At 37.6% G+C, this 13913-nt stretch carries 12 protein-coding genes and 1 pseudogene; 8 read left to right on the forward strand and 5 right to left on the reverse strand.

Annotated features, from left to right (window positions below):
- Positions 1-43: 43 nt before the first annotated feature.
- On the reverse strand, positions 44-2749 hold the full coding sequence (gene acnA, locus QH639_RS01395; protein ID WP_281115570.1) for an aconitate hydratase AcnA: 2706 nt from the start codon (positions 2747-2749) through the stop codon (positions 44-46).
- Positions 2750-3508: 759 nt separating this feature from the next.
- On the opposite strand from acnA, the gene QH639_RS01400 reads away from it, so the two are divergent.
- Complete coding sequence (locus tag QH639_RS01400; protein WP_281115571.1) at positions 3509-3967, forward strand: hypothetical protein; 459 nt, start codon at positions 3509-3511, stop codon at positions 3965-3967.
- Positions 3968-4128: 161 nt separating this feature from the next.
- Here QH639_RS01400 and QH639_RS26345 read toward each other — a convergent pair.
- Positions 4129-4251: pseudogene (locus QH639_RS26345) on the reverse strand (transposase); the annotation flags it as partial.
- Here QH639_RS26345 and QH639_RS01410 point away from each other — a divergent pair.
- The gene (locus QH639_RS01410) at positions 4227-5837 is read left to right on the forward strand and encodes an S-layer homology domain-containing protein (protein ID WP_281115573.1); all 1611 of its coding nucleotides are present in this window, start codon (positions 4227-4229) and stop codon (positions 5835-5837) included. The pseudogene QH639_RS26345 and the gene QH639_RS01410 sit on opposite strands and share 25 nt — an antisense overlap.
- A gap of 181 nt (positions 5838-6018) precedes the next feature.
- Here the strand turns inward: QH639_RS01410 and QH639_RS01415 are convergent, their stop codons facing one another.
- The 3 genes from QH639_RS01415 to QH639_RS01425 all read right to left on the reverse strand — a co-directional run bounded on the left by QH639_RS01415 (position 6019) and on the right by QH639_RS01425 (position 10396).
- Positions 6019-7101, reverse strand: a complete 1083-nt coding sequence (locus QH639_RS01415) for an ABC transporter ATP-binding protein (protein WP_131522417.1) — start codon at positions 7099-7101, stop codon at positions 6019-6021.
- A 106-nt stretch (positions 7102-7207) separates the two neighbouring features.
- Positions 7208-8068, reverse strand: coding sequence for a PucR family transcriptional regulator (locus QH639_RS01420; RefSeq protein ID WP_131522418.1), 861 nt, complete (start codon positions 8066-8068; stop codon positions 7208-7210).
- A gap of 141 nt (positions 8069-8209) precedes the next feature.
- Positions 8210-10396, reverse strand: a complete 2187-nt coding sequence (locus tag QH639_RS01425) for an MMPL family transporter (protein ID WP_131522419.1) — start codon at positions 10394-10396, stop codon at positions 8210-8212.
- 125 nt (positions 10397-10521) lie between these two features.
- On the opposite strand from QH639_RS01425, the gene QH639_RS01430 reads away from it, so the two are divergent.
- From QH639_RS01430 to QH639_RS01450, 6 genes are all read left to right on the forward strand, one after another.
- On the forward strand, positions 10522-11142 hold the full coding sequence (locus tag QH639_RS01430; RefSeq protein ID WP_131522420.1) for a TetR/AcrR family transcriptional regulator: 621 nt from the start codon (positions 10522-10524) through the stop codon (positions 11140-11142).
- Positions 11143-11326: 184 nt separating this feature from the next.
- Entirely contained in the window at positions 11327-11623 is a 297-nt protein-coding gene (locus tag QH639_RS01435) for an AraC family ligand binding domain-containing protein (RefSeq protein WP_131522421.1), read from the forward strand.
- A 55-nt stretch (positions 11624-11678) separates the two neighbouring features.
- Positions 11679-11834 carry a helix-turn-helix domain-containing protein gene (locus tag QH639_RS26435; RefSeq protein ID WP_227745003.1) on the forward strand — a complete coding sequence of 52 codons (156 nt, stop codon included), beginning with the start codon at positions 11679-11681 and terminating at the stop codon, positions 11832-11834.
- Between the two features lie 106 nt (positions 11835-11940).
- On the forward strand, positions 11941-12072 hold the full coding sequence (locus QH639_RS01440) for a hypothetical protein (RefSeq protein WP_255349861.1): 132 nt from the start codon (positions 11941-11943) through the stop codon (positions 12070-12072).
- A gap of 83 nt (positions 12073-12155) precedes the next feature.
- Entirely contained in the window at positions 12156-12584 is a 429-nt protein-coding gene (locus QH639_RS01445; protein ID WP_004227758.1) for a helical membrane plugin domain-containing protein, read from the forward strand.
- A gap of 45 nt (positions 12585-12629) precedes the next feature.
- Positions 12630-13814: an NAD(P)/FAD-dependent oxidoreductase gene (locus QH639_RS01450; protein WP_131522422.1), complete on the forward strand. Its 1185-nt coding sequence runs from the start codon at positions 12630-12632 to the stop codon at positions 13812-13814.
- Positions 13815-13913: the final 99 nt, after the last annotated feature.

Raw genomic sequence — 13913 nt, forward strand, 5'->3', positions numbered from 1 at the left:
TAAAAAAACCGACCTCCAAAGAGATCGGTTTTTAGGGCAATGATTACTCAGCAGCTTTTGCGCGTAGAACCATTTGTAGGATACCACCATGGCGGTAGTAGTCTACCTCTACTTCTGAGTCGAAACGAGCTAAAGCTTGGAAAGTTTTAACTGTGCCGTCTTCAGATTTAGCAGTTACTGTTAAGATTTCACGTGGTTTTACGTTGTCAGTAATGTTAACAGAGATTTCTTCTTTACCAGTTAAGCCTAATGTATCAGCAGATTCACCTGGCATAAATTGAAGTGGAAGAACACCCATCATTACTAGGTTAGAACGGTGGATACGCTCGTAAGATTGTGCGATAACAGTTTTCACGCCAAGTAGGAATGTACCTTTCGCAGCCCAGTCACGAGAAGAACCCATACCGTAGTCGTTACCAGCAAGTACGACTAAGCCAGTACCTTGCTCTTGGTATTTCATACATGCGTCATAGATGTACTCTACTTCGCCTGTTGGCCAGTAAGTAGTGAATCCACCCTCTGTACCAGGAGCAACTTGGTTACGGATACGGATGTTTGCAAATGTACCACGCATCATTACTTCGTGGTTACCACGACGAGAACCGTAAGAGTTGAAGTCACGGATTGCAACACCGTTTTCAATTAAATATTTACCTGCAGGTGTATCTTTACCGATTGCACCAGCTGGAGAAATATGGTCAGTTGTGATTGAGTCACCGAACTTCGCCATAATGCGTAAGCCGTCTAAGCCTTTAATAGCTTCTGGCTCTTTTGCAAGACCTTGGAAGAATGGTGGGTTTTGAATGTAAGTTGATTTGTCATCAAATGTGTATAGAGACTCAGTTGATATTTCAATTGCATTCCATTTTTCGTTCGCTGTGAATACAGTTTCGTATTCTTTTTGGAATAACTCACGGTTAACAACAGTACCTAATACTGCATTAACTTCTTCAGTTGAAGGCCAGATATCAGCGAAGAATACTTCGTTACCATCTTTGTCTTTACCGAATGAATCTTTTTGTAGATCGATATCCACTGTACCAGCAAGTGCATAAGCAACAACAAGTGGTGGAGAAGCTAAGTAGTTAGCTTTTACAAGTGGGTGTACACGACCTTCAAAGTTACGGTTACCAGAAAGAACTGAAGTTACGAATAAGTCATTTGCTTTAATTGCTTCTTCGATTTCAGGTAATAATGGACCTGAGTTACCGATACATGTTGTACAACCGTAACCTACAGTGTTGAAACCGATTTGGTCAAGGTATGTTTGTAAACCTGAATCTTCAAGGTAACCAGTTACAACTTTAGAACCTGGTGCTAAAGAAGTTTTTACCCATTTCGGCACTGTCAGACCTTTTTCTACAGCTTTTTTCGCCACTAAGCCCGCAGCAATTAATACGTATGGGTTAGAAGTATTTGTACAAGAAGTGATCGCAGCAATCGCAACAGCACCTGTTGGAATTTCTACATCGCCTTCAGCGAATTTCGCTACAGAAGTTTTTTCGAATTCATCTTCTGTTAAACCGAAACCTTGTGTACCTTGTGGTGCCACTACTGCTTCTTTGTAACGAGAACGCATTTGAGATAGTGGAATTAAGTCTTGTGGACGTTTAGGACCAGAAAGGTTTGGTTCGATTTCAGCTAAGTTTACTTCTAAAACGTCTGTGTAAACTGGCTCTAATGTTGGATCAAAGAACATGTGGTTCGCTTTTAAGTAAGCTTCTACAACCGCAATGTGCTCTTCGTCACGACCAGTTAAACGCATGTAGTTTAATGATTCTTCGTCGATTGCGAAGTAACCACATGTAGCACCATATTCAGGAGCCATGTTAGAGATTGTCGCACGGTCAGCTAGTGGTAATTTAGATACGCCAGGTCCGAAGAACTCAACGAATTTACCAACTACGCCACGTTGACGTAATACTTGTGTTACTTTTAATGCTAAGTCAGTAGCAGTTGTTCCGTTTGGAAGATCGCCCACTAATTTAACACCGATAACTTCTGGAATTGGGAAGTATGAAGGCTGACCAAGCATTCCTGCTTCAGCTTCGATACCACCTACGCCCCATCCAAGAACGCCGATACCGTTGATCATTGTTGTATGAGAGTCAGTACCTACTACTGAATCTGGGAATGTTTCAAATGTGCCGTCAGCATTTTCGTTTACGTGTACAACTGGAGCTAAGTACTCTAAGTTTACTTGGTGAACGATACCTGTTGCTGGTGGTACAGCACGGAAGTTATTGTAAGCAGTTTGAGCCCATTTTAAGAAGTTATAACGCTCAGCGTTACGTTCGAATTCTAGGTCCATGTTTGCTTGTAATGCAGATGCATTACCATATTTGTCAACTTGTACTGAGTGGTCAATTACAAGGTCAACTGGAATAGCAGGGTTGATTTTGCTTGGGTCTCCACCCATTTCTTTCATTGCAGAACGAAGAGATGCAAGGTCAACAACTACTGGTACACCAGTAAAGTCTTGTAATACAACGCGAGAAGGCTTGAATGGTACTTCAGCTTCTGGATCAGCACCATTGCCCCATTTTGCTAATTCGTTTACGTGCTCTTCTTTAATTACATACGCATCATATTGACGTAAAACAGATTCTAATAATACTTTGATTGAGTAAGGAAGGTTTGAAACTTTTGCAACGCCAGCTTTTTCAATCGCAGCTAAGTCATAGTAATTGTAAGTTTTACCATTCACTTCGAATGATGCACGGCTGTTGTGTAAATTACCTTGTGCCATTTGCGGATCCCCCTAATATATCTTTTTGAAAAGGCTTTAAAAATGTGTAGCATCTTTTCTCCAATACCCATGATAGCGCATTTATATTCATAAGTAAATTACATTAATATTATCTTTTTTGATAAGCATAACTTATGACCTTGGTTTCTATCCTGATGTTTTTAATTTTTTGATGTGCATAATATCAAGGTTTTGTATTAATGAAGGTTTCTATACCTGTCTAACGAAGTGTATCTAAGTGTATTTAACTGGGGTACGATGTGGGTACAAACTGGGGTACGCGGGATTTTTGTAAAATGTGTACCCCAGTATAAAATAATACAACCTTCACCCGGACAGGTACATATTAATAGTAGAAATCATAACAAAAAATTATTTAGAAATACTTACTTCTACTTTGGGATTATAATTAAATTCTTCGCAGTTAAACAAAAAGATCCCACATAATATGGCTATTTAAAAACAATATTAATCTACATTTATATTACTGACAACACCTTCCAATATTGATACAATTTCAATATCAAAATTTTTAAGGGGATATTTCAAAGATGAAGAAACTTACTTTTCAGTGCTACACTTGCACTTACTCTTGCACTATCAGGGTGTGGGGACAATGAAAGTGAAAAAGCAAAACCCGAAGAAAAGAAAAGGTTATCAATAGAAGAACAGAGTAAACAGTTTATTGATGAGAATTTAGAAGGTAAAACAATCGTAGATTTTACAAACAAATTACTTACGGTAGAAGATGAAAAATTGGTGGAGATGATTATTCTTGGTCATAAAAATGGACAACAATTTAAAGATGATTTTGATATTCTTGGTAGAAAAGCAACAGCCACTGGTGTAATTACAGAATTTTTATTCGAAAGTTCTAATATTGGTCAAAAAAGAAGAAGAGAAGGTTCAACTACTGGTGTACGTGCAGATAAGTTTATCATCTATATGGGCAATAAAGACATTGAAAACTTTGAGTTTATTGATTACGATGAGCTCTATGATAAGGATAAGAATAAAGAAGAATTTTTCCTTGGGGTTTACCCAGAAGAAATTACAAACTTTGCAATAGTTGATTTGGATCAAGAGGCTGATTTATCAGCTGGTCAAAAAATATCAGTTGAAGGAACAATTGCAAATTATGTTTTACAAAAAGACTTTACAGATGAAAGTAAAGTTGGCGAATTTAATGTTTTGTTAAATGATGCAGTATTAAAATAAAAAAGAAGTCACTCATTATTTTTTATGAGTGACTTCAGACTGTAGACAAAAGCCCTCGAGAAGTCACTCTCGAGGGCTTTTATCATTTTTCTTCCTATGTCGTCTTGATATTTGGTAATAGATTACCAAATCCAACATACTCTTCGAGCATAGTTGCTCTCTTAAGCTACTTGCCACGTCCAAGTAGCCAGTTTCTTTAAATTCATGGCAGCAAAAGTAAGCATCGCCTGCATGGACAATTTTTTCAGACCTCTTAAGGTTGTCCATCGCATACCATGCTTTAGATTCAAAGGAGTATAAACATCAGGACCCTATCATAATACTGGGTAATACAGGTAATTTAATAAAAGCAGGCTATACATTTGTCGGATGGAATACGAAGGCTGATGGAAAAGGTGTTACTTATAAAATTGGGCAAACGATTCAAATGGGGAAAGGGAATTTGATCTTGTATGCTTTGTGGTCTAAAAACAATGTACCAGGAGATGGAGGATCATCAACGCCTAGTCCTACACCAACACCTGATCCTGTTGCACCAAGTAATCAGTTAAAAATAAATGTTGTAGATCAAAGTATGCCAGATGATGTGCTCCTCCAAACCGTGTTAACACGTGTATTGAGTAACGGTAGCTTTCAAGATACAGTAAACTTTACAGTTGCAAATGCAAACGAATTTCTTCGGATCATAGGGAATAAGGAAGATAAAAGATCTCGACTTGTGATCCCTAATATGGAACCACCAGCAAGTGAAACAAAGGTGATACTTGATAGAGATGCTGCTAAACGACTAATAGAGGGCAAATCACATTTTAGTATAGCTATGGGAATGGTCAAAATAGATGTTCCTTTTACTTCAATGAATGATTTCAATGAAGATATTTTCTTCCGAATTGTACCGATTAGGGATGCATTGCGGCAAAAAGCTATCGAGGATCGGGCTAAACAAGCTGAACTAGTTTTACAACAGGGTAATGGCGCTAATGTAAAACTCGTTGGTCAGCCAATATCTATCGACACAAATCTACAAAACCGTCAAGTAACATTGCTACTACCATTACCAGCGAATCTCACATCAGCTCAACGAGAAAATATGATGGTCTATGTAGAACATAGTAATGGAACAGCTGAAATAATACGTGGGCGTTTTGCAGAATTTACGAGAGGGCAAACAGGTATAGTCTTTGATGTAGAGCACTTTTCTACATTTTCTCTCCTTTATGTAGAACAACCGCAGGAAGAAGTGCAACCAGAGAAAGAATCAATAGAGGTAGACAGCACATTTGCTTCCTATATTCATGGCTATACAGATGGCACTTTCCGTCCGAATACAAATGTCACTCGTGCCCAAATGGCAGCAATGTTGGCAAGAAACCTAAGTGGCAATCATGTACCTGAAGCGTCTAACCTATTTTATGCAGATACAGCTACTTCATGGGCAAAAAACGATATTGAATATATTCGTACAGAAGGAATTATGCAAGGACGTCATGATCGTTCATTCGGGCCGAATGAAATGATTACTAGAGCCGAAATGGCGGTTATTGCTGTGAGATGGATTGATAAGCAATGTGTAGAAGGGTCTACAGATACCCCGTATTGCGAAATAACCGCAAGTGGAGAAACATATCGTGATGTGGCGTTCTCGCATTGGGCAGCAAAAGAAATCAGTCGCATAAGTGCGATAGGTATAATGGTTGGCTCAGGCAATGGTGAATTTAGACCTGAAGAGAAACTAACACGTGCACAGGCAGTAAAGGTACTGAATCGAATCTTTAATCGTCCAATACCAACTGAGGACACAGAACAAATCTTCAAGGATATACCTAAAGAGCATTGGGCTTACTTTGAGATTCAAGCCGCAGCAAAATAAGATTAATAGAATAAGCACGTTAGGTGATAATGCCTAGCGTGCTTTTAATTCGTTTGAAGAAATCAATTAATTTCTTATTTAAATGTACCAGGTGTAAGTTTGAATATAAATTTGATTGCTATCAATGAGATATACAGCTGGCTTTCTCTTCTCGAACTCGTGGATTCGAAGCATGCATGCTTCAAAGACGTTCCTCTGTTTGAGGATCAAAGAAATGGATCTTTTCTTCCTTCATAAATAGGAAAACCTTGTCGGATGGATAAAAATTGTTATCAGCCTGTACTCGAGCTATAAAATTCTGATTTACTAAAGAACAATAGAGATAAGTTTCTGCTCCTAGTAATTCTGCAACATCAATTGTTGCAGTGAAAGTGTAAGGGGAAATAACATCAGTCATTTGTAAATCCTCAGGTCGTATACCCATAATAATCTCTTTCCCTAAATAATTTTTTTCCTTTAACAATGGTAAATGCATGGATGGGATAGGGAAGCTTTGCTCGCCTAAAAGAATCTCGGTATCTGTTAGACGACAGTGGAAAAGGTTCATGGATGGTGAGCCAATAAAGCCTGCTACAAACATGTTAAGTGGTGTATTATATACTTCTTTAGGTGTCCCAATTTGTTGTATAAGGCCATCCTTCATCACGACCAGACGGGTAGCCATCGTCATAGCCTCTGTTTGGTCATGTGTAACATAGATCGTTGTCGTTTGAATTCGTTGATGGAGCTTCTGGATTTCTGCTCGCATTTGTACACGTAATTTGGCATCCAAATTAGAAAGAGGCTCATCCATTAAAAATACCTTAGCATCTCTGACAATTGCTCTTCCCAGTGCTACACGCTGACGTTGTCCACCAGATAGAGCCTTTGGTTTTCTTTTTAAATAATCCTCTAATCCTAAAATCTTAGCAGCTTCTTTAACACGACGATCTATTTCCTTTTTATCGACCTTTCGTAGCTTTAAGCTAAATGCCATATTATCATAGACTGTCATATGTGGATATAAAGCATAGCTTTGAAATACCATTGCAATGCTACGATCTTTTGATTCCACATCATTCATGAAAACATCGTCAATGTATAGTTCTCCCTTTGATATATCCTCTAAGCCAGCAATCATACGTAAAGTTGTGGTCTTACCACAGCCAGAAGGGCCTACAAACACAATGAATTCTTTATCATGGATATGCAAATTAAAATCAGTTACGGCCTGGATATTTTTATCGTAAATCTTATAGATATGCTCTAACCGTAATTCCGCCATACATACTGCACCCCTTTACAAGTCATATTTTCATTGTAAATGACTTTAGAATAGAGTGATATGGAAAGCTTGCACAGTGTTGAAGGCATAATTTGTGCAGTTGGTCTTAAAGTGATTCTAAGAAAATAATTGCGAGATAAACTTCTAGTCGATGGGAAAATTGCCGAATATCCTTTTGCGTCATTTGTTGAAATTTTTCTAAGCGATTTTGTAAGGTATTACGGTGCATATACATCTTTTTAGATGCTAATGTAATGTTTCCATCGCATTCAATCAATTTCTTGATTGTATGGAGTAATTCTGGCTGAGAAGTGGCTCTTTTTAGGATAGAGGAGATAAAAATCTCTTTCTCTTGATAGGCTAGATGCTGCGTTACATATGGTACTAAAAGCTCTTGCTGTGTGAGTACATGCTTTGGTGTATAAGTCCAAATGGATGGTAGAAGGTGAACATACCAGCTAAATCGTTCCTTGGTCGTGGTGATGTTGTGTATAATATCAGAAACAAAAATCTTAAAATGAGTCTCTAAGTCTGCCATTAGGGGATTAACATAATGAGCCAAATCTAAAAGCTCATTGCAGTCGATACATTCGATTATGACAAATAATTGTGGTTGAAGCGATAGCAGTATAATATCCTTCCCAAGTAAAGCTTCAAAGACTGAACGCAATAATGTAGATGTGGTAAAGTCTTTATCAAAATGAAGAAATAACAAACGATGCATAGGAAGATTAGTTGGAGCAATATCTGTTTTATCTGTAAAATAATCAAGCCAAATCATATCATAGTTATCGTATAAGACAGTGGGGCCTGAGAATATTCGCAATAGCTCATATTCATTTTGTGTCATTGTGTGTATGGGAATTTCGTAAAGCTGATTGTCGAAATTAAATACATAATTTTCATCAGTTTTACCTGAGAAGGGGCTTAATAATGGGAAACGTTGCTGTAATTTTTGTAGATCCATGCATGCCACTCCTTATTTAAATAGAATGTCATAAGGTTAATTTACTATAATTATATGATGAAATGCTTATAGTATTAATAGAAAAAACACGGACATGAGCATGTATGACAATCACACCTAGCTAATGTCCGTGTTATCTATTTAGGCATCTTTTTTAAATAACTTACCTGGCCAAAAAGCATATTTACCTAGTACTGTTGTGATGGCTGGTACAAGTAATGGTCTTACAATAAATGTATCGAGCAATACACCAATGGCTGTCACAACACCAAATTGAACAAGCACTTGAATCGGTAATGTTGCCAGCACCGCAAATGTACCTGCTAGGATGAGTCCAGCAGATGTAATAACGCTTCCTGTTCGGACAACACCTTCTTCTACAGCTGTTAAATGGTCAGTGGTTTTACGCTTTTTCCAAATTTCTGAGATCATAAAGATATTATAATCCTCTCCGAGAGCTACTAAGAACACGAAAGCATACAATGGAATTGCTCCAGAAATTGCTTCGGCCCCCATGATATGATGTAAGATTAACCATCCAGCACCTAATGCCCCAAAATAGGAAATAATAACAGTCGCTAATAGATAAACCGTTGCTGTAATAGAACGTAAATAGACAAATAATAATAACGCGATTAAGGCAATCATGGTTGGCATGATTACTGTTTCATCTCGCTTGGTTATTTGTTGTGTATCATATTGACTAGCTGTTTCTCCACCAAGCCAAACATGCTTCTCAGCGTTGTTGAGACCTTGTGCCTCTAGTATTTTAATAACCTCTTTTTGTAGTTCAGGAATATGAGCTAATGACTCCTGTGCATATGGGTTGGCATTGAAATTGAGTTCATACAAGTGTATGTTCTTATTTTTTTCGCCAATTTGTACATCTGCCACACTATCAATATAAGAGATAGCTTCAAGTTGTTGCTGGATATTAATATCAGTACCTTCTGTATCTATTACTAATTGAACAGGTGCTAACTCTCCAGGCGAAAAATTCTCTTCTATTAATGTAAATCCTTCTCTAGACGGCATATCTTTTGGGAAGGATGAAAGCAAATCAAATGTATATTGAATTCGTGGAACAAATGCGGCTAACCCTCCAAGTAAGATTACAGTTACAGCGATAACGACCCAAGGTTTATGGGTAACAAAATGACCAATTTTATGACTGATCTTATGTGAAGGCTTATGCTGTTTCTTGCCCTTTTTATTGGCCATTTCCTCCGTTCGAGGAGTGAAGGGGAAGAACGCTACTCGCCCAATTAGGACAAGAATTGCAGGTAGGACAACAAGTGCTGCGATCCCCATGACAAGCACACCAAAACTAAATGGTACGGCAAAGCGTTGAAATGCGCCATAATGGGCAAGACTAAGGGTCGCTAAACCTATAACCACTGTTAGGGCACTCATTAAAATAGCACCACCCGATTCTTTAACAGCTAGCTTCATTGCGACCGTCTTATCCTCAACATCAAAGAGTATTTCTCTATATTTTGAAATTAAAAATAAACAATAGTCAGTACCTGCACCAAAAAGTAAAACAGTCATAATGGAAACTGCCTGTGAATCTTTATCTATCCATCCCTGTTCAGCAAAAAAACCAAGTGTCGGGCTAATTACACCATAGGCAAGCCCTACAACAATTAAAGGAATAATAGCTAGCAATGGAGAACGATAAATAATAATAAGTAATACTAAAACGAGTAATACAGTTGCGATCAATAGCTTCACATCTGCTTGTGAAAATAAACTGACAGCATCAGTGGCAATACCCACTGGTCCAGAATAGCGCACATGGAGTGCATCGCTTGATAATTTATCATCTAATTGGACTTGATAGCCTTCCATAATTTTTGTCAGCTTATCTAAACTATCCTGTAGCATATCTGTTGCGACACCTTTTTCAAAAAACACAGGTGTAACAATTGTTGTACCATTTTCGGAAGCGGAAGCCATTAAAGCCTGAGGCGGCATTTGATTAAATGGTGGAACCATTGTTTGATGGGCTAAGGGCTTTGCTTGCAGCTCGTTGTATACACCTTGTATAGCCGAAAAATCATCAGGTGTTAAGCCATTTTCGCGATGCCACACCAACAATAGAGGTGTGCCAGCATCATTAGGAAATTGCTCTGCAATGATGGACGCAGCTTGCTCAGACATTTCCGTATCAGGTAAATTTTTGCCTGACTCACTTTCTATACTATTGATTTGTGGCCAAGCAAATGAGAATACAACTACTAGTAGCACCCAAAAAGCTAGTGCTAATAATCTTCCCTTTTTACTTGCAACCATTGAGCCCCATTGCTCAAGTGGATGTTTTTTCATCAAAAAGACCCCCATTTCATGTAAGTGATTTAATTATATATACTAGAAGGTTAATTAATCAATCCATAAATATTAATATGTTATAATATGCGTAAAAAGAGTGCTTAATTAAGGAGGCGAACTTGTTGAAACAATCACCGCGTGTTCTCGGGAGACCTCGCCATGATGAAAATGCGAAACCTACAAAAGATATTGTCCTTGAAACAGCCACAGGACTTTTTATTAAAGAGGGCTACAAAAATATTTCAATGGAGGATGTAGCAAAGGCTTGTAACGTAACAAAGGCGACTGTCTATTACTACTACCCAACTAAAGGGGATTTATATACATCTGCTTTAATCGCTATGATGGATCGTATCAAACTATCTATTCTACAAATTTTAGAGCAGCCAAAACCATTTAAAGAACGACTTGAACAGCTCGTTGAGGTTCATTTATCAGCCACTATCGATATTGATATGAAAAATTTTATGAAAGAGGCTACCATCAATCTATCCGAATCGCAGCTGAGACAAGTTCAAGCATCTGAAAATGGTATGTATCAAACAATAGAGCATGCTATGCAGGAAGAGATGGAAAAGGGCACAATTCGAAAAGGAAATGCAAAGTTTTTCGCTCATAACTTTATGGCATTAATGACTGTAGGGTATTTTAAAGATGGCGATGGTAAAACTTTGCTAGGCTCAGTAGATGTAACGGCAAAGGAAGTAACAAATTTCTTCTGGCTTTCTGTTGAAAAACGTTAACACAAAATAGGTTTATAAAAGGAGTTATCTCATTCATTTGGGATACTTCTTTTTTAGTGATGCAAGTCACAGACAATCAGAGCGATTCTTCATTATAGTGGGGGTGTGGCCTAGAAAGTAGTGGAACATCGTAAATCAAAAGGAAACCTAAAACTATGGACAACAGTGTAATGGAGGAATGACAATGACAATTATACCAATCCAAGCAATGCTAGAAGAAAAGACAAAACATATTGGTAAATTAGGGAGTATCGCTGGTGCAGATATTTTAAACATTCAACTGCGTGCAGGTGAAAAAATTCCTGAGCATCATGCGGACAATGAAGTGCTAATTATTGTTCAATTTGGTGAAGTTCGCTTTCTTGTTGAAGGGGTGGAGGAAATTTTAACACAAGATACAATTTTAACTTTAAAACCATCTGAAAAGCACAGCTTAGAAGCAATTACAAACGTTCGTGTTATTGTCATTAAATTAAAATAAAGAAAAGCTCCTGTATTCTAAAATCTGCTTTGTTAGCCAAGAGTGACACATTTCTATTGACACTAACAAAAAAGATTTAGCGTCCCTATTGAATACTACTAGAGAAACCGAAAGCCGTCGTTTATCTGCTTTCCAAAGAGAAAGGGATATAGAGATGATAGGAAAAAGAATGATCATTAAAAATTATGATGCGTTGGAAAATTTATTATAGCAAGACAGTTAATAGTTGATGAAATCAATGAATTTTGAAAAGATTGTCGAAATTGTGATATAGCTCATTGAAATAATGTACAAACAGTCTTATAATGAAGGTTGTAATGTCACCAAGACAAGATAAGGATGGTATTATGATGCGCTTTTTGCGATTTAAAGTAAACATTGTAATAACAAGTCATACGAATCGCTATCCAGCCCTTGTGACTGGTGATTGTGTAAGATATACGCTGTAACGACTGTTAAGTTTTACCTTAATGGTCTTTTTTACATGTAAGTAATAAAAAATAGTACTAGTGATGGCAAAGGAGAGTTCAAAATGTCAGAAACGAATAACCAAACACAGGCTGAACAAGTAACTGTGAGTAAAGAGCAATTAGATGTACTAGATCAATTATTAAAGCCTGAAGTTCAAGAATCACTTACAACTTTAGTTGAGCAATTACCGAAGTTAACTGAAATGATGACATTATTAACGAAATCATATGAGTTTGCTCAAGCTGTTGCAACAGACGAAGTGCTTAAAAACGATACTGTTGGAGCAGTAACAGAAATCGCTGGTCCTGTAGTTGGCTCTGCGAAAAACCTTGCAGCAACTGCAATTGAAGCGAAAGACCGTGCATCTGAAAGCCATGAAGTAATTGGTTTATTCGGTCTTGTGAAAATGTTAAAAGACCCTCAAGTTCAAAATGTTTTCCGTTTTGTTAATGCTTTCTTACAAGTAAGCTCAGAACGCAAAGCCAAATAAGACTCAAGGTAAATTCAATTCGTAAGGACGGAGGATTAATTAATCATGTCAAAAGAAATCGTCATCTTAGGTGCAGGTTACGCTGGCGTTTTAACTGCATTAACAGCACGTAAGTATCTATCAGCTGATGAAGCTAAAATTACTGTAGTAAACCAATTCCCAACACACCAAATTATCACTGAGCTTCACCGTTTAGCTGGTGGTACAATTGCAGAAGGTGCTGTTGCATTACCACTTAAAAAAATCTTTAAAGGTTTAGATATTGACCTGCACATTGCGAAAGTATCCAAATTCAATGTAGATACTAAAAAAGTTGATCTAGATAATGGTTATACATTAACGTACGACACACTTGTAGTATCTTTAGGTAGCCAAACTGGATTCTTTGGTATCCCAGGATTAGAAGAAAACTCTATGGTTCTTAAATCGGTAAATGATGCCAATAAAATCAACAAACATATTGAAGATCGCATTAAAGCATATGCACAATCTAAAAATGAAGCAGATGCAACAATCGTTATTGGTGGTGGCGGTTTAACAGGTGTTGAGCTTGTTGGTGAAATCGTGGACAACTTCCCGAAAATTGCTGCAAAACATGGTGTTAATTTTGCTGATCTTAAAATTAAACTTGTTGAAGCTGGTCCAAAAATCTTGCCAGTTCTTCCAGATACACTTATCCAACGCGCTACTGAAAGCTTAACTAAACGTGGCGTAGAATTTATTACAGGTACACCAGTAACAGGTGTTGACGGCAACGTTATTTCTTTAAAAGACCGTGAACCAATTGTTGCAAATACACTTGTTTGGACGGGTGGGGTAGCTCCACTTCCAATCGTAGGCGAATCAGGTCTAGCTGCTGATCGTGGAAAAGCAACGATTAATGAATTCTTACAATCTACATCTCACGAAGATGTTTTTGTTATTGGTGATGCATCTGTTGCACTACCAGCTGATGGAGGTCGTCCACTATACGCTCCAACAGCACAAGTTGCATGGCAAATGGGTGAATGTGCTGGTTATAATGTATTTGCACAATACAAAAACCAAGATATGAAAGCATTCTCAGCTGTAAACTCTGGCACACTTGCAAGCTTAGGTCGTAAAGATGCTGTTGCTACAATTGGTGCGAGCAACACAGAGCTTAAAGGCCTTCCTGCAACATTAATGAAAGAAGCTTCTAATATTCGTTACTTAACACATATTAAAGCTTTATTTGGTTTAGCCTATTAAAAAAACAAAACACTCCCTACTATCACGCTATGTCGTTGTTAGTAGGGAGTGTTTGTTTTTTTCTAAAGATGTATATTAATTACTTTAAATCCAGTAAAA

Source organism: Lysinibacillus sp. 1 U-2021, assembly GCF_029916965.1.
GTDB classification, from domain to species: domain Bacteria; phylum Bacillota; class Bacilli; order Bacillales_A; family Planococcaceae; genus Lysinibacillus; species Lysinibacillus capsici.

Coding starts and splice junctions, on each gene's coding strand:
- acnA (WP_281115570.1), bottom strand. CDS start 2,749: ATGGCACAAGGTAATTTACACAACAGCCGTGCATCATTCGAAGTGAAT.
- QH639_RS01415 (WP_131522417.1), bottom strand. CDS start 7,101: ATGGCGGAATTACGGTTAGAGCATATCTATAAGATTTACGATAAAAAT.
- QH639_RS01420 (WP_131522418.1), bottom strand. CDS start 8,068: ATGGATCTACAAAAATTACAGCAACGTTTCCCATTATTAAGCCCCTTC.
- QH639_RS01425 (WP_131522419.1), bottom strand. CDS start 10,396: ATGAAAAAACATCCACTTGAGCAATGGGGCTCAATGGTTGCAAGTAAA.
- QH639_RS01435 (WP_131522421.1), top strand. CDS start 11,327: ATGACAATTATACCAATCCAAGCAATGCTAGAAGAAAAGACAAAACAT.
- QH639_RS01440 (WP_255349861.1), top strand. CDS start 11,941: ATGTCACCAAGACAAGATAAGGATGGTATTATGATGCGCTTTTTGCGA.
- QH639_RS01445 (WP_004227758.1), top strand. CDS start 12,156: ATGTCAGAAACGAATAACCAAACACAGGCTGAACAAGTAACTGTGAGT.
- QH639_RS01450 (WP_131522422.1), top strand. CDS start 12,630: ATGTCAAAAGAAATCGTCATCTTAGGTGCAGGTTACGCTGGCGTTTTA.